Source organism: Vibrio sp. Vb1980 (genome assembly GCF_033338615.1).
GTDB lineage: Bacteria > Pseudomonadota > Gammaproteobacteria > Enterobacterales > Vibrionaceae > Vibrio > Vibrio alginolyticus.
Map to the genome: position 1 here is coordinate 69,333 of NZ_JAWOSZ010000017.1, position 25,739 is coordinate 95,071.

A 25,739-nucleotide genomic window follows, 5' to 3' on the forward strand; every position below is an offset into this window, starting at 1 on the left:
GAAAAACGAGTTAGCTCCCAGATATACAGAAAAATATTCTCTATATTTAAGAGAAGGACAATGCCGCTGGAGGTCTCTATGATCAAGGTTGAAGACATGATGACTCGTAATCCTCATACCTTACTGCGCACGCACACCTTGCGTGATGCAAAAAGCATGATGGATGCGCTTGATATTCGACACATTCCGGTTGTTGATGCCAATAACCACTTACAAGGCTTGGTGACTCAACGCGACATTCTTGCTGCTCAAGAATCGAGCTTGCACCCAGATGAGGCTGAACAATCTTTTACTTTAGACACACCGCTCTACGAAATGATGCACACCAATATCATGACGGCAGAGCCTATCGCGGGGCTCAAAGAGAGCGCTATCTATATGCAAAAGCATAAAGTTGGCTGTCTACCTGTTGTCACCAAAGGTCGATTGGTCGGCATCATTACTGACAGTGACTTTGTGACCATTGCGATTAACTTATTGGAACTGCAAGAAGAAGTGGAACCTGAAGAAATCGAGCAGGAAGAGTAGTACGCAAGCGTATTCTCTTTGTTGTAAGTTTCGTTTTTACACCGGTTAAACGAAAAAAGAGCGGCAGGGTTGCCGCTCAAAATGCCATTACTGACGCTGATTAAGGAAGTGTTTCTCTGCCAATTAGAATTGGTCTTCTTCGGTCGAACCTGTCAATGCTGTCACTGAAGAGTTACCACCTTGGATAGTATTGGTCATTCTATCGAAGTAACCTGTACCTACTTCTTGTTGGTGCGCAACAAACGTATAGCCTTTTTCAGCTGCTTGGAATTCAGGACGCTGAACTTTCTCAACATAATGACGCATACCTTCACCTTGAGCGTAAGCGTGCGCCAGTTCAAACATGTTGAACCACATGTTGTGAATGCCTGCTAGCGTGATGAATTGGTACTTGTAGCCCATGTCTGCAAGCTCTTGTTGGAACTTAGCAATGGTTTCTGCATCTAGGTTTTTCTCCCAGTTGAATGAAGGCGAGCAGTTGTACGCCAACAATTGATCTGGGTATTCAGCGTGAATTGCTTCTGCAAACTTACGTGCTTCTTCCAAACATGGCGTAGCCGTTTCACACCAAATCAAGTCTGCATATGGTGCGTAAGCCAGGCCGCGAGAGATAGCTTGGTCGATACCCGCGCGAACGCGGTAGAAACCTTCTTGAGTACGCTCACCTTCGATGAAGTCTTTATCATATGGGTCGCAATCTGAAGTAATGAGATCCGCCGCATTCGCATCAGTACGAGCAATAACTAATGTTGTTGTACCCGCTACGTCAGCAGCCAAACGAGCTGCAACGAGCTTTTGTACCGCTTCTTGCGTAGGAACTAATACCTTACCCCCCATATGACCACACTTTTTCACCGATGCTAACTGGTCTTCAAAGTGAACGCCCGCGGCACCGGCTTCGATCATCGATTTCATTAGTTCGTAAGCGTTAAGCACACCACCAAAGCCCGCTTCAGCATCCGCTACGATAGGTAGGAAGTAATCAATACCACCTTCATCTTCAGGCGTCTTACCAGCAGCCCACTGAATTTGGTCTGCACGACGGAATGAGTTGTTGATACGCTTTACTACTGACGGTACAGAATCTACTGGGTAAAGAGATTGGTCTGGATACATCGTCGAAGCGGTGTTGTTATCCGCCGCTACCTGCCAGCCTGACAGATAGATCGCTTCAATACCTGCCTTAGCTTGTTGAACGGCTTGACCACCCGTTAGCGCACCAAGACAGTTTACGTAACCTTTTTTCGCACTACCGTTGACCAGTGACCAAAGTTTGTCTGCACCACGTTGTGCAATTGTGTTTGCAGGCACCATAGAGCCACGCAGTTCCACCACTTCCTCGGCAGTGTAAGTACGCTTCACATTTTTCCAGCGTGGGTTAGTTGCCCAGTCTTTTTCCAGAGCTTCAATTTGTTGGCGGCGAGTTAAGTTAGTCATTGGTCTATCCCTCTTTATAATTTGCACTTTATGCGTGTGCGTTGAGTTTCCGTTCTCAGGCAGTACTTCCCTATCTGCCTTGAAAATCCTTCACGTTATTGGTGTTACAGTTATTCTTTATTAATCCAGGTAGTCATAACCAGGAACTGTCAAAAAGTTGGTCAGTTCATCGCTCGTCGTGAGCCTTGCCATTAAGTCTGCTGCTTCTTCAAATCGACCCGCATGGTAGCGCTGCTCGCCAATTTCTTGCTTCACGACTTCAATCTCCTCTTTGAGATAGAGCTCGAACAGCTCTTTAGTGACCTTTAATCCGTTGTCTAGCGACTTGCCGTGTTGAATCCATTGCCAGATAGAGGCACGGGAGATTTCTGCCGTTGCTGCGTCTTCCATCAGTCCGTAAATCGGCACACAACCATTGCCAGAAATCCAAGCTTCGATGTATTGCAGCGCAACGCGAATATTGTGGCGCATTCCGCCTTCAGTGCGCTCGCCTTCACAAGGCTCAAGCAGTTCAGCGGCTGTAATAGGCGCATCCTCTGCACGGCTCACATCCAACTGGTTGGTGCGTTCACCCAGCACAGCACTAAAGACTTCCATAGCAGTGTCAGCCAAACCTGGATGAGCCACCCAAGTACCGTCGTGGCCGTTGTTAGCTTCTAACGATTTGTCAGTCTGGATCTTGTCTAATACTTTTTGATTCTCTTTCGGGTCTTTAGCTGGGATAAATGCGGCCATTCCTCCCATCGCGAAAGCACCTCGTTTATGGCAAGTACGTACCAATAATCGCGAGTAAGCGTTTAAGAATGGCTTGTCCATCGTTACCACTTGGCGATCTGGCAGTACTCGGTCTGAGTGTTTTTTCAATGTTTTGATATAGCTAAAGATGTAATCCCAGCGACCACAGTTCAAACCAACGATGTGTTCTTTGAGCGAGAACAGAATCTCGTCCATTTCGAATACCGCTGGTAAGGTTTCAATCAGCACAGTCGCTTTGATGGTGCCTGTATCCAAACCGAAGTAGTCTTCCGTGAAATGGAACACTTCGCTCCACCACTTCGCTTCGTGATGCGATTGCAGTTTTGGAAGGTAGAAATAAGGGCCACTGCCTTTTTGAAGTAACGCTTTGTAGTTGTTATAGAAATACAGAGCGAAATCGAATAGCGCACCTGGAATGATCTGACCGTGCCACGTAACGTGTTTTTCTTTTAAATGAAGGCCGCGAACACGGCAGATCAACACCGCTGGGTCATCTTCCAGCTGATAATGTTTGCCATTGCCAGGATTGGTGTAACTGATGGTGCCATTAACAGCATCGCGCAAGTTAATTTGACCATCTAGCACTTTACTCCATGCAGGAGACATTGAATCTTCGAAGTCTGCCATGAACACTTTTACATTCGCATTCAGTGCGTTAATCACCATCTTGCGGTCAGTTGGTCCGGTAATCTCCACACGGCGATCTTGCAGATCTTGTGGAATTCCTAGGATCTTCCAACTTCCTTCACGGATGTCTTGTGTCTCTGGTAGAAAATCTGGTAGCTCACCAGCATCAATACGTGCTTGCTTCTCTTCTCTTGCTTCCAGCAACTGTTCAACACGTCCGGCAAATTTTTCACACAGTAGAGATAAAAAGGTTTGGGCTTCAACAGGGAAAATTGCTTGATGTTCTGGAGCAACGACTCCATTCACCTCAAGCATGCCTTGGGTTTGCTTTAGTTGTTGTGTTTTTTGTTCTGTCTGAGCAAGCATAATCATTCATCCTTAACGTGCTTTATCAATCTTGGGCAGTCAGCGTAAAGCTACATTTGTAAGTTATGAACAACAAATTACATCCTTTAACTTTGTGTTCAACTCGTCTAGCCATGCCGATAGATTGCGTAATGCTACGTGTATTTTCAATCTAGACATAAGTCGTATCGGCCTTTAAATAAGCTATATCAACAAAGGGTTTAGTGAAACCCCTAATATAAACAAAACAGAAAATTCAAAGTTTTATTCCGCAAGGTAAAAACCATCTATCAAGCGCCTTATTTTGTAAGTTATTACGTAATAAAATTACATTAAATTTAAAGTCGTTTTATCATTTCAAACAAGCGTATGAATATTGACAGGTAAACAAACACCTTGTATTCACAAGGGCTGAAGAGATGGATTTAAACAGGGGTCAAACAAGACATGCAGGGCTTTGTGTAAAATTAACATTGTGAAATTTCACTATTTTATGAAAGCTTCATCAAAGAAGAGCTGTAAAATTTTACAAGTCAAAGTTTACCAGCAGAATAAAATACTAGAAAGCGCACTGTTTCCAGTGCGCTTTTAGATAAATAATGGAGAAGTAAGGGCTAATACTAATAGCTAAAGCAGCTCTGAAACGACTTCTGCAAGTTGATTAAATGTTTTCGTTCTTGACGAGCTCGGACGCCAAACTAAGCCGATTTCGCGATAAGCTTGTTTACCTGGAGGATCGATCACGACTAAATTCTGGTTATGCAGCAAGCCATGGTCGATAGCCATTTGAGGAATGAACGTTGTTCCCAAACCATTCGCAACCATTTGCACCAGTGTATGGAGGCTGGTTGCCGTAAACGGATTGATTTTTTCTTTGTCTGTTAATTTACACGCTGATACCGCATGTTCCGTTAAGCAATGTTCTTTCTCTAGTAGAAAGACGGATTCGTCAGGTAAATCCGCGTAACGAATCGGCACAGGGACCGATTGGGCTTGATTAGCGCTTATAACCATTCGAAACGGATCCTTACCCACTACTCGGCTTTCCATGCCATCAATTTCGACTGGTAACGCTAAAATAAGCACATCCAGCTCACCATGTCTGAGCGCTTGAAGTAAGTTTGTCGTCGTGTCTTCTCTTAATAAAAGATTCAGTTGTGGAAAACGGTAGTTCACCTCTTGTACCAAATCACACAGTAAAAACGGAGCAATTGTTGGTATACATCCTACTTTTAGCTGGCCTTGCATATCGTCGCCTTGGCACATACGTCCAAGCTCGACCAAATCTTGCCCTTTTGCTAACAGCTCTCGCCCCTGCTTTACTACCATTTCTCCTGTTTGGGTAAAAACCAGTGGACTTTTCTTGTCTTTCTTTTCATATAATGGACAGCCAATCAACTCCTCTAAGTTTTGAATACCCTTACTTAAAGTCGACTGACTGACAAAACAACGCTCTGCAGCGTCACTAAAATGTCTTGTTTCATGCAGTGTGACTAAATAGTGTAACTGCTTCAAACTGGGCCATTTATTCATAATTGTATTTGTATCTACCGCCGTTCCAGTGATCGAGTTAAGAGTTTTGTTATTATCGTTTTTTTCGATTAACTCAATCTATTTATTTCGCTTTTTTCAATACTACAATCTGTACTATAGTTTGTCTCGTACAAACACGAACCAAACCGACACAACTGAATTCGGTTTGGAGCTAACCATACTTTTTAGGAGCTAAAAAATGGTACTAGTAGGTCGTCAAGCCCCTGATTTTACTGCAGCAGCTGTTCTAGGTAACGGTGAAATCGTTGAAAACTTCAACTTTGCAGAGTTCACTAAAGGTAAGAAAGCAGTAGTATTCTTCTACCCACTAGATTTCACTTTCGTTTGCCCATCTGAGCTAATCGCATTCGACAACCGTCTAGCTGACTTCCAAGCTAAAGGTGTTGAAGTAATCGGTGTTTCTATCGATTCTCAGTTCTCTCACAACGCATGGCGTAACACTGCTATCGAAGATGGCGGTATCGGTCAAGTTAAGTACCCACTAGTTGCTGACGTTAAGCACGAAATCTGTAAAGCTTACGACGTTGAGCACCCAGAAGCAGGCGTTGCTTTCCGTGGTTCTTTCCTAATCGACGAAGAAGGCGTTGTACGTCACCAAGTAGTTAACGACCTACCACTAGGCCGTAACATCGACGAAATGCTACGCATGGTTGACGCTCTTAACTTCCACCAGAAGCACGGCGAAGTATGTCCTGCACAATGGGAAGAAGGTAAAGCAGGTATGGACGCATCTCCAAAAGGTGTTGCAGCGTTCCTATCTGAGCACGCAGCTGACCTAGGCAAAAAATAATAGACCTTCACCCTAGCTCAACGGGTGTGATGGTTGGATGTATATAAAGCAATAAGCTAATGCGGAAAACCGCAAACGCCAATCAGTCTAAGTAAAGTCCTATCAAAGCCCAGAGCCTCTGCTCTGGGCTTTCTTTTTCCTTCAGATAAACCGCCAAATGAGGTAACGCTTCAGCGTAAACTTTACCTCTATTTATCATCCCCTCCATACAGATTCTGCTTACTGGCCCTGTTAATATCTTAGCCACAACACTTATTTGTAACGTTAGCAGGATGAATGAACGTGGTTACTCACCTAGAAGTCTGTATTGATAATATTGAATCTCTGCACTACGCCATTGCTGGCGGCGCCACTCGGATTGAACTTTGCTCCTCTTTGGCTTTAGGCGGACTAACACCCAGTTATGGCTTTATGCAGCAAGCGGCTAAGCTTTCGAGTGTTCCAGTTTATGCCATGACCCGCCCACGCCAAGGTGACTTCTTCTACAATGAAGAAGAGATCGAAATGATGCGTTGGGATATTGAAGCCGCTAAACAAGCTGGCTTGAATGGTGTCGTGCTCGGCGTGCTCACTCAAGACGGCGACATTCATATGCCGTACGCAACGGCACTGTGTGAATTTGCTCAAGCGCTTGGCTTAGGCGTGACTTTCCATCGTGCCTTTGACCAGTGTCGTGACGCTGAAAAAGCTTTGGAAGAAGTGATCAGCTTAGGCTGTGAACGTATTTTGACTTCCGGCCTTGCGCCTTCTGCACCGCAAGGTATCGATGTGCTTAAAGCCTTAGTTGAGCAAGCGCAAGGACGCATTGCGATCATGGCGGGGGCTGGCGTTAATGCGAGTAACGTACGTGCGTTAGTAGAAGACACTCAAGTTCCTGAAATCCATCTGTCAGGCAAAACCACACGCCCTAGCCAAATGACCTTTGTTGCTGAACAAAGCAAAATGGGCGCATCCGATGTCGATGATTTTTTAATCCCCATCACAAGTACACAAGCCATTACCGATGTCGTAGCAGCTCTCAAATACACGACCGTAACCTCACACGCATAGCTTTTGAGTGCTAACATATTGTTTATCAAGGAGTGAGGAAATGTGTATGTCTAAATTGAAGAAAAAGGAATACGAAAAGGAGCTCAAAAACCTTCAAGTTGAGCTCGTAAAACTTCAAGAGTGGGTCAAACACAAAGGGTTAAAAGTGGTGGTTCTGTTTGAAGGACGTGATGCTGCGGGCAAAGGCGGAGTGATAAAGCGAATTACAGAAAAGCTAAACCCGCGTGTTTGTCGCGTAGTGGCTCTGCCTGCACCGACAGAAAAAGAAAAAACGCAATGGTACTTCCAACGTTACGTCGCTCATTTACCATCTGCTGGTGAAATCGTTTTATTTGACCGAAGTTGGTATAACCGAGCAGGTGTCGAAAAAGTCATGGGGTTCTGTACTCCAGACGAATACGAGGAGTTTTTACGCTCTTGCCCTGAATTCGAGAGAATGTTGCAACGATCTGGGATTATTCTGATTAAGTATTGGTTTTCGGTTTCAGACGAAGAGCAGGAAAAACGTTTTCTAGGTCGAATTAATACGCCGATCAAACGTTGGAAATTCAGCCCAATGGATTTAGAGTCACGTCATTGCTGGGCGGAGTATTCGGAAGCAAAAGATAAGATGTTTGCCTATACAGACACGAAAAACTGCCCTTGGTGGGTCGTCCCTTCTGATGACAAAAAGAAAGCGCGCTTGAACTGTATCAGTCATTTACTAAGCCAGATTGACTACAAAGCACTTGAGTACTCACCCATCGAATTACCTGAACTCAATAAAGAAGGTTACGTCAGAGCGCCCATTGATGATCAGACCTTCGTTCCTGATAAATATTGACGTGCTTTCCTTCTCTCTAATAAATAGGCCAGCCTAAAAGCTGGTCTATTTGTTGAAGTCAGTTACTTCAGTACGTCATCAATACTTTGATCACCTAGGTGGCGTACATCTTTCCCTTTCACAAAGTAAATAATGTATTCACAGATGTTCTGGCAGCGGTCCCCCACGCGTTCAATCGCGCGTGCAGACCACATCACTTGCAGAATATTAGGGATATTTTTTGGATCCTCCATCATGTAAGTCATCAACTGACGAATCACCGCTTCATACTCGGCGTCTAGTTTGTCATCTTGTTTGTGCACCTCTGCTGCCGCTTCTACATCCATACGGGCAAACGCGTCTAAAACCTGATGCAGCATATTAATTGCCTGACGGCAGAGAGGCTCTAACGACACTTGGAATTGTCGTTCTTTTGATGATGGGCTTTCAATGGCAACGTAAGCAATGCGTGTCGCCACATCACCGATGCGTTCTAAATCCGTGATCGTTTTGATGATAGCCATGATTAAGCGCAAGTCTTTTGCCGTTGGCTGACGCTTAGCAATAATGCGTGTACAGGCGTCATCGATCGAGACTTCCATCGCATTCACTTTATGATCGTCACGCACAACCTTACGCGCCAGTTCGATGTCTTCTTTATGCAAGGCTTGAATAGCATACGAAAGCTGCTGCTCTACCAAGCCTCCCATGGTTAATACATGAGTACGAATCGATTCTAGCTCTACGTTAAATTGTCCTGAAATATGACGTCCAAAGTGCATGATGTTCCTTATTCCGTATAGAGTCGCGACTTAACCGTAGCGACCCGTAATGTAATCTTCGGTCTGTTTCTTCATTGGCGAAGTGAAGATCGAGTCCGCGTCAGAGTATTCAATTAACTTACCCATATGAATGAATGCAGTATGATCGCTCACTCTCGCCGCTTGTTGCATGTTATGGGTAACGATAACGACAGTATATTGAGTCTTCAGCTCATTGATAAGCTCTTCAATAGTTAAAGTTGAGATTGGATCCAACGCTGATGTTGGCTCGTCCAATAACAGGACTTCCGGCTCAATCGCCACCGCACGCGCAATGACCAAGCGCTGTTGCTGACCACCAGATAAACCAAATGCGTTCTCATGCAAGCGGTCTTTTACCTCATCCCACAACGCCGCCGAGCGCAAGGATCGCTCCACTGCGTCATCTAAACTGCGGCTGTTTTTTACACCTTGTAAGCGTAAGCCATAAACTACATTTTCATAAATAGACTTAGGAAATGGATTGGGTCTTTGAAACACCATCCCCACTCGGCGTCGAAGTGTCGCAACATCAACATTAGGATGATAAACATTCTTGCCATGGAGACGCACTTTGCCTGTGACTCGACACCCTTCCACTAAGTCGTTCATGCGATTGATGCAACGTAATAACGTCGACTTTCCACACCCTGAAGGACCGATAAAAGCGGTGACTCGCCCTTTGGGAATTCGCATCGAAATATCATGCAGCGCCTGAGTTTGACCATAGAACAGATTAAGGTTCTCGATTGAGATGGCTGTTTGTTCATCCGTTAAATTATGAACATCCAATGGTGGCTCATAACCTAATGTACTATCAAAATTAAACATACTTAATCTTGTCCTAACGTTCTGTATTTTTCTCGTAAATTATTGCGAATACTGATTGCTGTTAAGTTTAGCCCGACAATCACTGTCACGAGTAAGAAAGAGGTAGCATAAACTAATGGTCGCGCCGCTTCGATGTTGGAGGTTTGAAAGCCAACATCGTAAATGTGAAAACCTAAATGCATGAACTTTCTATCCAAATGCACATAAGGGAATTGTCCGTCAACCGGTAAACTGGATGCCAATTTCACGACCCCCACCAGCATCAGTGGCGCTACTTCGCCAGCTGCACGTGCAATCGCAAGGATCAAACCTGTGATAATAGCTGGCGTCGCCATAGGTAAAACCACACGCCATAGTGTTTCGAACTGAGTTGCACCAAGCGCCAGAGAACCATGTCGTACTGAGCTCGGAATACGAGTTAAACCTTCTTCAGTAGTCACAATCACAACTGGAAGCGTCAGCACGGCAAGAGTTAGTGCAGACCATAACAAACCCGGCGTACCAAAGGTTGGTGCCGGTAGCTTCTCCGCATAGAATACGTTGTCGATAGAGGCACCAATCGTATAAACGAAGAAACCTAAACCAAACACGCCATAAACAATCGATGGAACACCCGCTAGGTTTATAACCGCAATACGAATAACTCTGGTTAGAGCGTTATTCTTAGCGTATTCATGTAGATAGATAGCGGCGATCACCCCGAGTGGCATCACAATGATCGACATGATGAGTACTAAGAAAACCGTACCAAATATCGCAGGGAACACGCCTCCTTCGGAGTTAGACTCTCTTGGATCTTCAGATAAAAACTTCCAAACCTGTTTTCCCCAATGCATGACTTTATCAGGCAGTGACATTTGGTTTGGATACCAGTAGTCCAAAATGTCTTCGAGCGGAATCGATACTTGTGACCCCGTCATATCCTCGGCAATCAAGGCATAGTCAGAGAGCTGAAGTCGTAAACCATCAAGTTGCAAATCTAACGTCGCAAGCGCTTTTTCTATCTGCTCTTTTTTCGTCTGATTTTCCTTTAAGAAGCTTTCTGTCAGCGTGTCATTCAATTCATGCTTGCGCTTTTCTAATCGCAACTGCTCTAGCTTCCAACCAAGCTCTTTAAGCTGATCGACCACCAAAGAATCAATCTCATGGCGCAGAGTTTCTGCATCATCAAGCTTTTTATTTAGTATCGATTGAATATCACTGGTGTATATATTATCGCCATCTTGAAACGCCACCAGCTTACCAAAGAAATAACCACCGCTACTGCGCTCTATCACCGCCCACTCTTTTGGCGTCGTGGGCTCATCCAACTGCATTTGCAATACGGAGATAAAATCGGCGGGATACAACTCTCGGTTAGCGATTTTGATGTTGAGTCGCGTGGCAAAATCTTCATCGTCTTCTAACTGTTGTGCTGCGCTTTCAGGCAAATAACTCTTCGGTACAAAGCTGCGCTCATACACTTGACCAATCAGAATAGTATTTTCATGTAGCACTTCGCCTTGTACAGGAGTCAGCGCTGCAACATTCCACTGATACAAGGGCGCTGGCCAAAAGTAAGTCAGGCCTTTCCAGCCGATAAGGAGTAACAACCCTAATACCGACAACAAACTGATGCTGACTGCACCGCCTGTTAGCCATATCCACGGTGCGCCAGAACGAATCCAATTTAACACGTTATTACTCGCTCTTTATTCAAACCATTATTACAACGCACGGTACTTATCTCTCAGTCTCTGACGAACCCACTCCGCAAGCGCGTTTACTGCAAACGTAAACACAAACAAAATCAATGCAGCTAGGAACAGCAGGCGATAATGCGAACTTCCAACTTCCGACTCTGGCAACTCAACGGCGATGGTCGCCGACAGGCTGCGCAATCCTTCCAAAATATTCCAATCCATTAATGGCGTATTGCCCGTTGCCATTAACACAATCATGGTTTCGCCAACAGCGCGTCCCAGGCCCATCATAATGGCAGAAAAAATACCTGGGCTTGCAGTAAGCAAGACAACATAGATTAAAGTTTGCCAAGGCGTGGCCCCTAATGCCAAAGAGCCATCCGATAAATGCTTCGGTACAGAGAAAATAGCATCTTCGGCAATGGTAAAAATCGTCGGGATAACAGCAAACCCCATCGCTAGCCCCACCACCAATGCATTGCGTTGATCGTAACCAATACCATGCTCGGTTAAGAATAAGCGCATATCGCCACCAAAGAACGTCTGCTCAATCGTAGGCGAAATCCACACTCCAAGCCCAATCAGTACCAATATGACAGGCATGAGCACTAAAGCATGCCAACCATTAGGCAGACGATTCCGCAAAGGTTGCGGTATTAATGCCCATAGCCCGCCCATAATCATGGTGCTCAAGGGCAAAACAAACAGCATAACGACGATCGTAATCAGGTGATCTTCGACAATAGGCGCGAACCACAATCCCGCGAGGAAACCAATGATCACCGTCGGCAGTGCTTCCATTAGCTCAATCGACGGTTTTACGACACGACGCATGCGTGGCGACATAAAGTAAGCCGTATAAATAGCGCCTAGCACTGCGAGCGGTACTGAAAACAGCATCGCAAACATCGCCGCTTTTATCGTTCCAAACGCAATAGGTACTAGGCTGAACTTAGCCTCAAAGTTATCGCTCGCCGAAGTCGATTGCCACACAAATTCAGGCTCAGGATACCCTTCGTACCACACTTCTTGCCATAATGAAGACAATGAAATTTCCGGATAGGCATTGTCCACTTCCGCAACATTTAACGCATTATTTTGCCAAGTGATTAAGTAGCGTTCATTGTTAGACATTGCTGCGATTGCGGGCGCTTGATTGTACGCACGCTTAAACAACACCAGTTTTTCACTGGTTGTATAATGGCTTTGCAACGTGCCGTTGGTGTAAAAGCTATAAAATCCTTTTCGATGAGAATCCGGCAACAAATACTTAAGCTCTGATGCCAATTTAAAATCACGAATATGCGTTAACGTGCGTTTTTCTTCTTGCAGCGTATCAAACCATTGCGACACCCGACCATCGTTGTGCGTCACCAAAAGCGAGTAAGCACCAGCCAATAAGTCTATCGTACGAACGGAATGCTTCTTATCACCTTGAGTGAGATCGACCACCTCTCGCACAGCAAATTTACGTGCGGTTTTCTTTAACACGATCAACTCAGAGCCATCGCGCAAATAAAGCGTTTCACCGTCAGGTGTCAACAACATTTGCTGAGGCGTATTAAAGCCTGAAGAGAACGTAAAATCGATCGTTGTAGGAGGCGTACCCAAAGACGAAGCCACTTGCCAGCGAGCTTTCACTTCACCGCTTTGCTTCTGCCAAACAATCGTTGGTAAGGGCGTCGAAGCTGCAAATACAAACTGAGTCACAGGATCTTGAGGCGTACTTAGTGTCAGATCCATGCTGGTGTCTAGCTCAATCACTTCCGGAGGACGTGTATTTTCTCTCAATGTGGCATTAAATTCTGGCTTGAAAAGGTTCGCTTTACCCTGCCCATCAACAAATCCATACCAACCTAGCCCAGGAGCAGATTGAGAGAAAGCGACGGGTTTCTGGACGATTTGCTGTGTATACACCGCAGGTTTCGTAGGATCGTCCATCGACAAATATTGAATCTCACCACTTTGGGTTAGAACGAACGCGAGCTGAGCGTAATCATCCACTGAAATCGCAAGTGGTGTTTCAATATGAGTGGCTCGAATGGCTTGGTTGGTTTTGATCTCCGCATCAGAAAAAAGCGGAATGATCACCATGGCGAGGTAGACAAAGATCAAAATAAGCGCCGCGAGTACGCCGACACCACCGGATGTCACTGCAAGTCGAACTAAACGATCTTTTATCAGTCGTTTCTTATCTTTTTCCTGCAATGAAAACTCGGCTTGTGCCATTTATATCTCTACCTTTTTTGACTTAGTACTAGAATATGTCGTTAAGATGACAATTATATTACAGATCACATTAAACACCTGAAAAGAATACAACTCTTATGCAATGCGTGGTATGAAATAAATCTGTAATGAAAATCTCATAATGTTCTCACTCATCCATTTTTCCAAGATGAGTACGTAATACTTCACTTTTGGCTAGGTAAGGTTATGAGCGCAGAAAAACTATATATAGAAAAAGAGCTGAGTTGGTTGTCTTTCAACGAACGAGTATTACAAGAAGCTGCCGATAAAACCGTCCCTTTGATCGAACGTATTCGCTTTCTTGGGATCTTTTCCAACAATTTAGATGAATTTTACAAAGTACGCTTTGCGGACGTGAAGCGCAGAATCCTAATCAGCCAAGAGCGCGGTGGCAGTGATAGCCCTAAACGACTGTTAACCAAAATGCAGTCGAAAGCACTAAAGCTTAACGAACAATTTGATGAGCTTTACAGCGAGTTGATTCGAGAAATGGCGCGACGTCGCATTTTCTTGGTCAACGAGCAACAACTGGATGAATCGCAACAAAAGTGGATCGCGAAATACTTCCGTAGAGAGGTAATGCCGCATATCACTCCCCTCCTAATGAAAGACGAGATCGATGTTCTGCAATTTCTCAAAGACGAGTACGCTTACATCGCCGTGGAACTGCGTAAAGAAGAACATTACCAGTATGCTCTGATCGAAATTCCGACCGATCACCTTCCCCGCTTTGTGATGGTACCAGAACAGAAAGGAAAGCGTCGAAAAACCATCATCTTACTTGATAATATTATCCGCCACTGTTTGGACGAGCTGTTCAAAGGCTTTTTTGATTATGATGAGCTTAGCGGCTATGCGATGAAAATGACGCGTGACGCTGAATACGATTTACGCAATGAAATCGAGTACAGCTTGCTTGAACAAATGTCAGAGGGTGTCAATCAGCGACTGACAGCAAAGCCCGTTCGCTTCGTCTACGAACGCGATATGCCGCCTCAAATGTTAGAGTTTCTGTGTAACAAACTTAATATCTCTAACTACGATAACCTTATCCCCGGCGGACGCTATCACAACTTTAAAGACTTCATCGGCTTTCCAAATGTTGGACGAGAGTATCTTGAAAATAAACCTCTCCCGCCAATGAAATGTGCCGATTTCGAAGGTTATGCCAACAGCTTTGACGCGATTAAAGCGAAAGATATTCTGCTCTATTATCCCTACCACACTTTTGACCACATTAGTGAGTTAGTGCGCCAAGCCTCCTTCGATCCCAAAGTACTTAGTATCAAGATTAACATTTATCGCGTCGCGAAAGATTCTCGCTTGATGAACTCTTTAATTGATGCGGTGCACAACGGCAAAAATGTCACTGTGGTCGTCGAACTGCAAGCTCGCTTTGATGAAGAAGCCAATATCGAATGGTCAAAAGTATTAACCGAAGCGGGTGTGCACGTCATCTTTGGTGCGCCTGGTCTTAAGATTCACTCAAAGCTACTGATGATTAGCCGCCGCGAAGGTGAAGAAATTATTCGCTACGCACACATCGGCACAGGCAACTTCCATGAGAAGACGGCACGAATTTATACCGACTTCTCCCTGCTTACGGCAGATCAAGAAATCACTAATGAAGTCCGTAATGTCTTCGGTTACATTGAGAATCCATACCGACCAGTGAAGTTCAATCACCTTATGGTATCTCCTCGTAATTCTCGAACCCAAATCTACCGCTTAATCGATAATGAAATTGCGAATGCCAAGCTAGGGAAAAAAGCCGCTCTTACGATCAAGGTCAATAACCTAGTCGATAAAGGCATCGTCAATAAGCTTTATGGAGCAAGTACTTCCGGTGTAAAAATAAACATGATAATTCGAGGCATGTGCTCATTAGTACCGGGCATTGAGGGGATCAGCGACAATATTCGCATCATCAGTATTGTTGACCGCTTTCTTGAGCACCCTCGCGTGGTGATCACCCACAATGATGGCGATCCGCAAGTTTATATCTCCTCCGCAGACTGGATGACAAGAAATATTGATCACCGTATCGAGGTAGCAGTACCAGTCCGTGATCCACGTTTGAAACAGAGAATTATTGATATAACGAATATCCATTTTACCGATACAGTAAAGGCTCGTTTAATAGATAAAGAAATGAGTAACGCTTACGTACCACGAGGTAATCGCAAAAAAGTTCGCTCTCAAATCGCTATCTATGACTATCTTAAAAATATAGAAAAGCAAACTAGAAAACAAAATTCAGATGCCTCAAATACTTGAACAAGATACTCGCTACATTGCCGCGATAGACCTCGGCTCAAACAGTTTCCATATGGTGGTGGCCAAAGTTGTCGGCAGTGACCTACAACTGGTTAGTCGTCATAAACAACGTGTTCGCTTAGCATCAGGACTCGACAGTGAATTGAACTTAAGTCACGCCGCAATGGAGCGTGCGCTAGAATGCTTAGCCATGTTCGCTGAAAGGTTGCAAGGGCTTGATGAGTCAAATGTACGTATCGCCGCCACACACACACTAAGACGCGCTAAAAATGCCCACCTTTTCATCGAGCGTGCGAAAGAAGTGATGCCTTTCCCAATAGAAATTATCCCCGGAGAAGAAGAAGCCCGCCTGATTTACTTAGGCGTCGCGCACACTCAAGTAGAATCCAACTCCAAACTAGTCATCGATATCGGAGGCGGCAGTACCGAGATGATTATTGGACAAGAATTTGAGCCTGAGCTTCTCAACAGTAAACAGATGGGATGCGTCAGTTTTACAGAGCAATACTTTAAAAACGGCAAACTGTCAGGAAAAAACTTCAGCAAGGCGATGTTAGCGGCCGAACAAAAACTCGAGTCCATCGCTTCAACATATCGTAAAAAGGGCTGGGATATTGCTCTCGGCTCATCAGGAACCATCAAAGCGATTCAAGAAGTGCTAGTAGGATTAGGTTTTGAAGATGGCCTGATCACAGCGAGTCGACTGGATACACTTATCGAAACTCTGTGTAAATTTGATTCCATTGAAGATATTGAGCTGGCGGGTCTAACAGAAGAACGTAAACCCGTATTCGCAGCAGGCGTAGCGATTTTGTCCGCGATTTTCAAAGCGCTTCGCATTGAGCAAATGTTTTTCTCCGATGGTGCTCTACGCGAAGGCCTGTTGTACGAAATGGAAGAGCGTTTTGCACGCTCCGATATTCGCATGCGCACCACAGAAAATTTAGCCAACAAGCACCGAGTCGACTTAGAGCATGCCGCTCGTGTTAAGGGGCATGCACGTGAGATGTTATGTCAGGTACGCTCTGAACTAGGCATTAAGAAAAAGAGTGAATTATTTGACTTACTAGAGTGGGCAGCGTTGCTTCATGAAGTCGGATTAAGTATCAACTTGCGTAGTTTCCATCGCCACTCTTTTTATATTCTGTTGCACTCCACCCTACAAGGCTTCAACCGTGAGCAGCAATTAGTGCTTGCAACATTGGCTCGCTTCCAGCGTAAAGCGCTCAAATTGCAAGAACTACCAGATTTCAACCTCTATAAACAGAGTAACGTTATAAGCCTCATCAAAATATTACGACTTTCTATCGTATTAAATGGGCAGCGTAATGAAGATCCATTGCCTGATATCACCTTATCTATCAAAAATGACGAATGGATTCTCACATGCACAGATGAAGCATGGCTAGAAAACAATAAATTACTTCACGCGGATTTACAGGAAGAACAAGAACGTTGGGACAGCGCGAAGTGGACACTCACTTTCTGATCTCGTACTGCCCATACCTAAATAAAAAGTCGGCTTACAGGCCGACTTTTTTTAACTCTTCTTCTGCAAAGTCTGCCGTAATGGGCACATAACCATCTTTCTCAACCAACGCTTGTCCCTGAGCAGAAAAGATAAAGCGAATAAATTCAGCTTCAATTGGTGTTAATGGGTAATCAGGGTGCTTATTCACGTAAACATATAAGTAACGTGATAGTGGGTACTTACCACTAACAATATGTTCTCGCGTTGGAGTCACGTAGTCATTTCCCATTTTAGCCACAGGGACTAAGCGCACACCTGCCACTCGATAACCGACACCGGAATAACCAATTCCACTGATGGTTGACGCTACAGCTTGCACAACTGACGCGGAGCCTGGCTGCTCGTTAACTCGGGTCTTGAAATCGCCGCCACACAAGGCATTACTTTTGAAGTAACCATAAGTTCCAGAAACGGAGTTACGACCAAACAACTGTACGTTTCGCTTTGCCCACTGTGATTCAAGACCGAGTTGCTGCCAGTTTGTGACAAATTGACTTTCACCACAGCGTAGCGTGGCAGAAAACAAAGCATCTAATTGACTAAAGTTAAGACCTTGAATTGGATTATCTTGATGAACAAAAATACCGATTGCATCGATGGCTACCCTAAGCGCCGTTGGCTTGTAGCCATGTTCACGTTCAAACGCTTCAACCTCTCTTAAACGCATAGGGCGGCTCATGGGACCAAACTGAGCTGTTTGTTCGGTCAATGCTGGAGGGGCAGTAGAAGAGCCAGATGCTTGGACTTGCGCATTAATATTCGGGTAAATGGATTTAAACTCTTCAACCCAAAGCGTTGTCATACCCGCAAGTGTATCGGAGCCAACAGAGAGCAAGTTCCCGACAATCCCCGTCGTTTTATGATAACTCGGCAATGGTTTATCTTGAGCGCCAGCCATACAGGAACAAACAAGCGCGAATAAACTGAATGTTTTTGCCAATCGTAACGCCATTATTTCACCACCAAACGCTCAGGCAATACGAAAGAAAACTTACTGCCCACGCCTACTTCACTGTGAATTTCTAAATGAGAGTCATGGTGACTCAGCGCGTGTTTTACAATGGCTAGCCCTAAACCACTTCCTCCAGTATCACGTGATCTTGCTTTATCTACTCGATAAAAACGCTCGGTAAGTCGGTGTAGGTGCTGAGGTTCAATACCATCACCGCTATCTTCCACCTCTAAGCATGCGCCTTGAGAGGTCTGGAACCAACGAACATTAATGTTCGCACCAGGTGGTGTGTATTTGACGGCGTTATAAACGAGGTTAGAGATAGCACTACGTAACTGGTCATCATCGCCCAACACGCGTAGGCTTGCATCAACATCAAATTTCAATTTATGTTGGTTGTCCCCACTAAGGCTAACCGCCTCTTTTTCTAACACTTCAAGCATCGCGGGCACATTCACGACTTCCTCAAGCTCATGCATAGGTGCCGCTTCAATTTTAGATAGTGTCAGTAGTTGGTTCACCAAACTGTTCATGCGGTTAAGCTGCTCCGTCATGACACCATGAGCTTTGCTCCACATTGGACCCACGACCATATCAGGGTCTTCTGTCATCTCAAGATAACCTTGTAGCACCGTCATTGGTGTACGCAGTTCATGAGATACGTTGGCAAAGAAGTTGCGACGCATTCCCTCAAGTTGTTTTAACTGGCTAACATCACGCACCACCATCAAATGTTCACCTTCGGTATACGGTACGATACGTAGTTCTAGCATGCGTTCGACATTGAGTGGTGAACGCATTTCTAATGGCTCTGAAAAGTCTTTCTTGTTGAGGTACTTGATAAAATCAGGTGTACGAATGAGATTGGAGATAGGTTGACCTGAATCTTCTGGCCAATGGAAGCCCAGTAAGTGCTGAGCCAGCTTGTTGCACCAAACAATATTGCCTTCAGCACGGAATACCACTACCGCATCGGGTAGCGATTCTGCACCATTTCGGAATCGACGAATAAGATTAGTAAGCTCTTTTCGTTTGCGGCGTTGGCGCTGTTGTAAGCGATACAACCCATTGAACAAAGATTCCCAGTTACCGCTACCAGATGGTGGCGTGAGGCGTTTTTCATCCCATAACCAAGAAGATAAACGTACTTGGTTATGCAAATGCCACACAAGCTGCAATGCCGTAGCTGCCAAAAGCAACCACGGCATATAACCGAATATCCAACCTACTATCACCCATGGGGTGTAAAAAAAAGCCAGCTCCCAGGCCAGCTTTTTCCACGTTAATCTTTCAACCACTCATAACTCCAGAAATGGTACCGATAAGCTGCGTGTTAATTTATGCCTTCGTCGAGAAGCGATATCCAGCACCACGAACAGTTTGGATCAGCTTATCATGCCCTGCAGTTTCCAATGCTTTACGCAGGCGGCGAATGTGAACATCGACCGTACGGTCTTCGACATACACGTTAGTGCCCCAAACATTGTTTAATAGCTGCTCACGGCTGTATACGCGTTCTTGATGCGTCATGAAAAAATGAAGCATCTTAAATTCTGTTGGGCCCATGTCTAATGGCGCATCATTAGCCGTAACACGGTGCGATACAGGGTCAAGCTTCAATCCCTGTACATCAATTACATCTTCTAGTGCAGTAGGGGTAACGCGACGAATCACCGCTTTTAGGCGTGCAACCAACTCTTTAGGAGAGAATGGCTTAGTAATGTAGTCATCCGCACCGACTTCTAAACCGCGCACTTTATCTTCTTCTTCACCACGAGCGGTAAGCATCACAACTGGAATGTTGCGCGTTAATTCCTCTCGCTTCATATGTTTGATGAAGTTAATGCCACTACCGCCTGGTAACATCCAATCCAGTAAAACTAAATCAGGGAAGGGTTCAGCCAGTTTGGTTACTGCAGTATCGTAATCTTCCGCTTCTACCGCTTGGTAACCTTTCTGCTCAAGTACGAAGCACAGCATTTCGCGAATAGGAGCTTCGTCTTCAACAACCAGAATCCTTCTAGACATAATTGAGTAACCTTATGTTCGTTGAGCTAATGAATTTAAGAGACAAAGCGCCTCTCTTTGCATAAGCATTATCACTACCAATTATGACACTTTTGTGACCTTTGAAAACAAATTTTCATATAACTTTCTTTTGAGGTTCATTCGGATATTTTTCATTTCTATTAAGACATCAGCACAAAAATTCCCTATGATTAGTCCCTTGTCATCAAGCCTAGAGAAGATTTATGTGGTTTAAAAACTGTCTGGTATACCGCGTTAACCGCGAGGTTACTTTTAACGCCGAACAACTAGAAACTCAGCTGTCTGAATTCCGATTCACCCCGTGTGGCAGTCAAGACAAACAGAAATTTGGCTGGGTCAGTGCAATGGGTAGACATGGCGATATGATGACTCACGTGTCAGAAAACCGCATTCTGATTTGCGCCAAGAAAGAAGAGAAAATGCTACCTGCCTCTGTGATCAAAGAATCATTGAATGCAAAAGTAGAAGCAATGGAAGCGCAAGAAGGTCGTCCTCTGAAGAAGAAAGAGAAAGACAACCTGAAAGATGACATCGTAATGGATTTACTGCCGCGCGCATTCAGCCGCAGCAGCCACACTCACGTGCTCATCATGCCAAAAGAAGGTTTTATCCTTGTTGATGCAAGCAGCTATAAAAAAGCAGAAGATGTATTAGCATTGCTTCGTAAAACCATGGGTAGTCTACCTGTTGTTCCTGCTATTCCAGAAGTGGCGATTGAAACTACGCTAACCGAGTGGGTGAAAAGCGGTGACACACCTCAAGGTATCAGCATGATGGACGAAGCTGAGCTAAAATCCGTACTTGAAGAAGGTGGTGTGATTCGCTGTAAGAAGCAAGAGCTAACCACTGATGAAATCCGCAACCACATCGCTGCGGATAAAGTCGTGACGAAACTTGCGCTTAATTGGCAAGATCGTATTGAGTTCATTATGACGGAAGATGCAGGCATCAAACGTCTAAAATTCTCTGATGAATTGAAAGATCAAAACGATGATATTCCACGTGAAGATCAAGCAGCTCGATTTGATGCAGACTTCTCTCTAATGTGTGGAGAGTTCAGTGCTTTCCTTCCCAACCTATACGATGCGCTAGGCGGCTTACCGAATCCTAACGCTTAATTTTGTATAAAGGTTAACCATAACGCCCTCACTTTTTTTGAGGGCGTTTTTCTATCTGAAGCACAATTACCCTAGTCACAGTTCACATTTTGACGTAAAATTTGCGCCCCATTTCCATTAGGTGGAATTGGCCTGACTTGTGATCAGATAAAAGAGAATTGAGCAATGACAACTGAGAAAGCATTCGTGCCTGAGCTACTATCTCCAGCGGGCAGCCTGAAAAACATGCGTTACGCATTCGCCTACGGGGCAGATGCAGTTTACGCTGGCCAACCTCGCTACAGCCTTCGCGTACGTAACAACGAGTTTAACCACGAGAACCTAAAAATCGGTATCGATGAAGCCCACGCCCTAGGCAAAAAGCTTTATGTGGTATGTAACATTCAACCACACAACTCGAAGCTAAAAACGTTCATCCGTGATCTTAAGCCAATCGTAGAGATGGGTCCTGACGCATTGATCATGTCAGATCCAGGCCTAATTATGATGGTTCGTGAAGCTTTCCCAGAAATGCCAATTCACCTTTCTGTACAAGCAAACGCTGTAAACTGGGCGACCGTTAAGTTCTGGGCAGCGAATGGCGTGGAACGTGTGATCGTTTCTCGCGAGCTGTCACTAGAAGAAATCGAAGAAATTCGTGAGCATTGCCCTGAAACTGAGCTTGAAGTATTCGTTCACGGTGCATTATGCATGGCTTACTCAGGTCGTTGCCTACTTTCTGGCTATATCAACAAACGTGACCCTAACCAAGGCACTTGCACTAACGCATGCCGCTGGGAATACAAAGTTGAAGAGGGTAAAGAAAACGACGCTGGTGATATCGTAGAGAAATTCGACCCGACTGAAGCACAGCCTGTCGAAGTACAAGACGAGCGCCCTGAAACCACAATTGGTCGCGGCAAACCAACAGATGAAGTCGTTCTGCTTTCTGAAGCGCACCGTCCAGAAGAAAAAATGGCGGCCTACGAAGATGAGCATGGTACTTACATCATGAACTCTAAAGACCTACGAGCGGTTCAGCACGTTGAACGCTTAACTAAGATGGGTGTTCACTCATTGAAAATTGAAGGTCGTACTAAATCGTTCTACTACTGCGCACGTACCGCTCAAGTTTATCGTAAAGCAATTGATGATGCTGTAGCAGGTCGACCATTCGATGAAAGCCTAATGGGTACACTAGAAAGCCTAGCTCACCGTGGCTACACTGAAGGCTTCCTACGCCGTCATACACACGACACTTACCAAAACTACGATTACGGTTACTCAGTCTCTGATGCTCAACAGTTTGTTGGTGAATTCACTGGCCAACGTCGTGGTGACATGGCTGAAGTAGAAGTAAAAAATAAGTTTCTTGTCGGTGATAGCCTTGAACTAATGACGCCAAAAGGCAATATTGTTTTCACACTAGAGGCAATGGAAAACCGCAAATCAGAGTCTATTGAAGACGCGAAAGGAAACGGTCACTTTGTATTCATTCCAGTACCAGCAGAGCTAGATTTAGAATATGGCCTATTAATGCGTAATCTAAACTCAGGGCAGGACACCCGTAACCCGACTGGTAAGTAACCATGGCCTTGCTCATTACTGACAAATGCATTAACTGCGACATGTGTGATCCCGAATGCCCCAATGGGGCAATCAGTATGGGAGAGAGCATTTTCGAAATTGATCCAGCGCTATGTACAGAGTGTAAGGGGCATTACGAAAAGCCGACCTGTCAGTCAGTGTGTCCAATTACAAAATGCATAATCAATGATCCGAACCATGTCGAAACTGAAGAGCAGTTGCTTGAAAAATTCGTGATTATTCAAGGGTTAGCATAAGAGCAATTAGGTTCAACTTTGGCATCAAAGTTGAACCTTTTCTCAACCTGATTTTTCAATAGGGATAATATTGCAGAATAGCTCTTTTTCAAAATGATACTCTAGTCTCTCACGCCAATTTTCCGCTTGAGAAACAGGTATTAAATAAAAGTTTTCTCGGCTCGTATCAGTAACGAAAGCCATTCCATATTGCATCAGCTCATAATGCACATCATTAACAAAACCCGGATCAAGGCGTTGACGCCCAGTCAGGTGATTCACATCCTCTCGAGTCAAAGAGACTCCTTTAGTATCACTGCTAAATCTGTGTCTTAACCACTCTGCAAATTCTTTTGCACAAATCATAGTCATGGTTTTGTCCTTGATTTACTCTTCTAACAGGAAAAGGGTATATCCCTGCCTTACACACTTGTCTGCGTTGTTATTGCTTTTTAGCCAACTGACAGACATATTGCTAAGAAACCAGAGTATCGTGACGAAAGATCTTTTTCTAAACAGAGAAGTTACAACTTACCCATACTACAACTCTTTGTTTAATTTAGATTTCTATAATATGTCCCCAAAACTGATTGGGTTAGTTTTTGTATTGGTACTATTCAATGTAGACAAAAGTATGATGTTTCTCCAGTTTCATAAAAGAGATCACCAAGTACAGATAAACCTGAAGAGTAACACTAATTAGGATTGATAAGCGGCAAGCATTGAGGTGGAACGACTTTTTTTCGTTTGGGCTTAGAGGTTGTTTTTACCCGTGGAGGGGTATCAATAGGTTTTGCTTTCGGGGCCCAACTTGCGAGCTCAACACCGCAGCCATCGCCTACTGGAGGTGGTGCTTGATCAACACAATAGTCGCTCGAATCAGGACAAGACAACCTGACGTGAAAGTGGTAATGATGCCCCCACCATGGACGCACTTTACGTAACCAAGAACGATCTTTGCCGTTTTCTTGCAAACAAAGTTGCTCCTTAATAACAGGATGTACAAAAATTCGTGCAACATCCTTACTTTTTGAAGCGTACCGAATTAGCTTAAAGTGCCGCTCTTCCCAGCGATGATTAAGTATGGAATAACCTTTTAAATCCACCACACTCATGGGTTTAGGAAGTTGTAATTCGTTATAAGAAAGCGGTTGGTCAGCAAGTCTTAACCAGATATCGATATCTAACCCGGTTTGATGACTAGAATGACCAGAGGAGAACCTTCCACCTCTAGGTAAAGACAAATCACCAATTAGCAGAGTGGTGTTGAGATTTTGATGAGCTTTAAGCGCCAGATTTTCAATAAACTCTATCGTTTTAGGGTGCCCATAGTAGCGCTTCGTTTTACTACGTAAGACTTGATAACCAACGCCATCGAGAGGCAAGGGTAATGCACCATCTAAACAACCGTTAGCATAACTACCAATAGAGGAGGAAGAGTTTCGGGTAGGATTAACCGCAGACTCCCAAGGAGTAGAACATACTGAAGCTGAGAAACATAAACCCAAAGTTACAATGAAACTCAGCCTCATAGCCTTTAACCTTTAGTAGTGTTCGCCATTATCGTAATAAGCTTTAGGAGATAAGGCGGAAAAGATAACTGCAACATCAATATCGGCACCAGCGATACCGCGCACTTGTTGCGTAATAAGCTTGGCAACTTCATCTTGCACTTCCTGGCCACGGTCGAACCAAAGCACTTCGACAAAAGGATATGCAGCACTCACCTCACCCTCATTGAAAAACGTAGTGTAGATATACTCAAAAGTAAAATCCTCACGCGGACAGTCCATTAGAGGCTGAAGTTCATCCGTAAGGGGTTTTGATAATGCCTGAACAGCTTGTGGCTCTACAGCACGGAATCGAAAATGTGGCATAAACTTACTTCCTAATTATTAGCATTAATGCATGATGATAACAGGAACCAAGTCAGTAATCATCCAAGCCAATGTAACCACTGACCTTTCAATAGATTGTGAATCAGATGTGCTCGATAACGAAGAAAAAGTGTTATGAAATTCGAAGGTAAAACAGAAAGAGCAAAGCGATACATCAACATTTAGTAATTACATTACTAGAAAATAAAACTATATGAAGCAAAGATATGCCATATTCGTTGGATCAACATACACCTGACGTTGAAACTATACGTTAGGAATAAAAGACATATTCGTTAGAAATAAAAGAGCCCCTGACCTAAGCCAGAGCTTATGAATATGGGGGATAGGTGAAGTGGACCAATATCCCGGAGATATGAGCTTTCAATCCCCCCGATACTTTGGTATCAGAGGAATCGACAACTCTTCCAACTAGTCAGCTTCTCTTTTCTTCAGATGCAAAAAAGCCCCAGCATTACTGCTGAGGCTTTAGAGTATGGCAGGGGTGGAGAGATTCGAACTCCCAACACGCGGATTTGGAATCCGCTGCTCTGCCAATTGGAGCTACACCCCTGTAATTCGTGTTTATTGAGACGACGCTCAAATAAGTGGCGGAGTGGACGGGACTCGAACCCGCGACCCCCGGCGTGACAGGCCGGTATTCTAACCAACTGAACTACC

Annotated in this window: 22 protein-coding genes and 1 tRNA gene; 9 read left to right on the forward strand and 14 right to left on the reverse strand. The window is 44.5% G+C overall.

Annotation, left to right across the window (positions count from 1 at the left end):
- Window positions 1-78: 78 nt before the first annotated feature.
- Window positions 79-528, forward strand: coding sequence for a CBS domain-containing protein (locus R7F64_RS20135; protein WP_017820562.1), 450 nt, complete (start codon window positions 79-81; stop codon window positions 526-528).
- Window positions 529-651: 123 nt separating this feature from the next.
- On the opposite strand, the gene aceA is transcribed toward R7F64_RS20135, so the two are convergent.
- The 3 genes from aceA to R7F64_RS20150 all read right to left on the reverse strand — a co-directional run bounded on the left by aceA (window position 652) and on the right by R7F64_RS20150 (window position 5,226).
- Window positions 652-1,965: an isocitrate lyase gene (aceA, locus tag R7F64_RS20140; RefSeq protein WP_005381733.1), complete on the reverse strand. Its 1,314-nt coding sequence runs from the start codon at window positions 1,963-1,965 to the stop codon at window positions 652-654.
- A 120-nt stretch (window positions 1,966-2,085) separates the two neighbouring features.
- Window positions 2,086-3,714 carry a malate synthase A gene (gene aceB / locus R7F64_RS20145; protein WP_017820561.1) on the reverse strand — a complete coding sequence of 543 codons (1,629 nt, stop codon included), beginning with the start codon at window positions 3,712-3,714 and terminating at the stop codon, window positions 2,086-2,088.
- A 606-nt stretch (window positions 3,715-4,320) separates the two neighbouring features.
- A complete protein-coding gene (locus tag R7F64_RS20150; RefSeq protein WP_005383681.1) occupies window positions 4,321-5,226 on the reverse strand; it encodes a hydrogen peroxide-inducible genes activator in 906 nt (301 codons plus the stop codon).
- A 199-nt stretch (window positions 5,227-5,425) separates the two neighbouring features.
- On the opposite strand from R7F64_RS20150, the gene R7F64_RS20155 reads away from it, so the two are divergent.
- The 3 genes from R7F64_RS20155 to ppk2 all read left to right on the forward strand — a co-directional run bounded on the left by R7F64_RS20155 (window position 5,426) and on the right by ppk2 (window position 7,910).
- The gene (locus R7F64_RS20155) at window positions 5,426-6,037 is read left to right on the forward strand and encodes a peroxiredoxin C (protein ID WP_005381738.1); all 612 of its coding nucleotides are present in this window, start codon (window positions 5,426-5,428) and stop codon (window positions 6,035-6,037) included.
- Between the two features lie 282 nt (window positions 6,038-6,319).
- Entirely contained in the window at window positions 6,320-7,087 is a 768-nt protein-coding gene (locus tag R7F64_RS20160; protein WP_412034472.1) for a copper homeostasis protein CutC, read from the forward strand.
- Between the two features lie 46 nt (window positions 7,088-7,133).
- Entirely contained in the window at window positions 7,134-7,910 is a 777-nt protein-coding gene (ppk2, locus tag R7F64_RS20165; RefSeq protein ID WP_171344849.1) for a polyphosphate kinase 2, read from the forward strand.
- Between the two features lie 62 nt (window positions 7,911-7,972).
- On the opposite strand, the gene phoU is transcribed toward ppk2, so the two are convergent.
- Genes phoU through R7F64_RS20185 form a run of 4 tightly spaced genes read right to left on the reverse strand, consistent with a single transcriptional unit; the run spans window position 7,973 to window position 13,431 of the window.
- Window positions 7,973-8,671: a phosphate signaling complex protein PhoU gene (phoU, locus tag R7F64_RS20170; RefSeq protein ID WP_005381744.1), complete on the reverse strand. Its 699-nt coding sequence runs from the start codon at window positions 8,669-8,671 to the stop codon at window positions 7,973-7,975.
- 30 nt (window positions 8,672-8,701) lie between these two features.
- Entirely contained in the window at window positions 8,702-9,520 is an 819-nt protein-coding gene (gene pstB, locus R7F64_RS20175; protein WP_005381745.1) for a phosphate ABC transporter ATP-binding protein PstB, read from the reverse strand.
- Between the two features lie 2 nt (window positions 9,521-9,522).
- Window positions 9,523-11,196, reverse strand: coding sequence for a phosphate ABC transporter permease PstA (pstA, locus tag R7F64_RS20180; RefSeq protein ID WP_025768855.1), 1,674 nt, complete (start codon window positions 11,194-11,196; stop codon window positions 9,523-9,525).
- A gap of 30 nt (window positions 11,197-11,226) precedes the next feature.
- Window positions 11,227-13,431, reverse strand: coding sequence for an ABC transporter permease subunit (locus R7F64_RS20185; protein ID WP_053302966.1), 2,205 nt, complete (start codon window positions 13,429-13,431; stop codon window positions 11,227-11,229).
- 207 nt (window positions 13,432-13,638) lie between these two features.
- Between R7F64_RS20185 and ppk1 the strand changes: the two genes are divergently transcribed.
- Together ppk1 and ppx are read left to right on the forward strand one after the other, a co-directional pair.
- A complete protein-coding gene (ppk1, locus tag R7F64_RS20190) occupies window positions 13,639-15,729 on the forward strand; it encodes a polyphosphate kinase 1 (RefSeq protein ID WP_005381748.1) in 2,091 nt (696 codons plus the stop codon).
- Entirely contained in the window at window positions 15,713-17,218 is a 1,506-nt protein-coding gene (ppx, locus tag R7F64_RS20195) for an exopolyphosphatase (RefSeq protein ID WP_318072040.1), read from the forward strand. Before ppk1 ends, ppx begins: the two co-directional genes overlap by 17 nt.
- Before the next feature lie 34 nt (window positions 17,219-17,252).
- Here ppx and R7F64_RS20200 read toward each other — a convergent pair whose 3' ends face one another.
- The 3 genes from R7F64_RS20200 to phoB are packed head-to-tail and all read right to left on the reverse strand — an operon-like array spanning window position 17,253 to window position 20,240.
- Window positions 17,253-18,212 carry a PstS family phosphate ABC transporter substrate-binding protein gene (locus R7F64_RS20200; RefSeq protein ID WP_017821959.1) on the reverse strand — a complete coding sequence of 320 codons (960 nt, stop codon included), beginning with the start codon at window positions 18,210-18,212 and terminating at the stop codon, window positions 17,253-17,255.
- Window positions 18,212-19,510 carry a phosphate regulon sensor histidine kinase PhoR gene (gene phoR / locus R7F64_RS20205; RefSeq protein WP_005383667.1) on the reverse strand — a complete coding sequence of 433 codons (1,299 nt, stop codon included), beginning with the start codon at window positions 19,508-19,510 and terminating at the stop codon, window positions 18,212-18,214. Before phoR ends, R7F64_RS20200 begins: the two co-directional genes overlap by 1 nt.
- A 40-nt stretch (window positions 19,511-19,550) precedes the next feature.
- Window positions 19,551-20,240: a phosphate regulon transcriptional regulator PhoB gene (gene phoB / locus R7F64_RS20210; protein ID WP_053350234.1), complete on the reverse strand. Its 690-nt coding sequence runs from the start codon at window positions 20,238-20,240 to the stop codon at window positions 19,551-19,553.
- A gap of 224 nt (window positions 20,241-20,464) precedes the next feature.
- On the opposite strand from phoB, the gene rdgC reads away from it, so the two are divergent.
- The 3 genes from rdgC to R7F64_RS20225 all read left to right on the forward strand — a co-directional run bounded on the left by rdgC (window position 20,465) and on the right by R7F64_RS20225 (window position 23,202).
- Window positions 20,465-21,379: a recombination-associated protein RdgC gene (gene rdgC / locus R7F64_RS20215; protein ID WP_005381753.1), complete on the forward strand. Its 915-nt coding sequence runs from the start codon at window positions 20,465-20,467 to the stop codon at window positions 21,377-21,379.
- Between the two features lie 165 nt (window positions 21,380-21,544).
- Window positions 21,545-22,945: a tRNA 5-hydroxyuridine modification protein YegQ gene (yegQ, locus tag R7F64_RS20220; protein WP_053306549.1), complete on the forward strand. Its 1,401-nt coding sequence runs from the start codon at window positions 21,545-21,547 to the stop codon at window positions 22,943-22,945.
- A gap of 2 nt (window positions 22,946-22,947) precedes the next feature.
- Window positions 22,948-23,202 (forward strand): YfhL family 4Fe-4S dicluster ferredoxin, encoded by a 255-nt coding sequence (locus R7F64_RS20225; protein WP_053306550.1) that lies wholly within the window; start codon window positions 22,948-22,950, stop codon window positions 23,200-23,202.
- A gap of 42 nt (window positions 23,203-23,244) precedes the next feature.
- Here the strand turns inward: R7F64_RS20225 and R7F64_RS20230 are convergent, their stop codons facing one another.
- The 4 genes from R7F64_RS20230 to R7F64_RS20245 form a co-directional block, all read right to left on the reverse strand.
- Window positions 23,245-23,553 carry a hypothetical protein gene (locus tag R7F64_RS20230; RefSeq protein WP_005381765.1) on the reverse strand — a complete coding sequence of 103 codons (309 nt, stop codon included), beginning with the start codon at window positions 23,551-23,553 and terminating at the stop codon, window positions 23,245-23,247.
- A gap of 323 nt (window positions 23,554-23,876) precedes the next feature.
- Window positions 23,877-24,713: a penicillin-insensitive murein endopeptidase gene (gene mepA, locus R7F64_RS20235; protein WP_017633932.1), complete on the reverse strand. Its 837-nt coding sequence runs from the start codon at window positions 24,711-24,713 to the stop codon at window positions 23,877-23,879.
- A 12-nt stretch (window positions 24,714-24,725) separates the two neighbouring features.
- Window positions 24,726-25,058, reverse strand: coding sequence for a DUF1904 domain-containing protein (locus R7F64_RS20240; RefSeq protein ID WP_005381768.1), 333 nt, complete (start codon window positions 25,056-25,058; stop codon window positions 24,726-24,728).
- Between the two features lie 497 nt (window positions 25,059-25,555).
- Window positions 25,556-25,632 (reverse strand) — tRNA-Trp (locus R7F64_RS20245).
- Window positions 25,633-25,739: the final 107 nt, after the last annotated feature.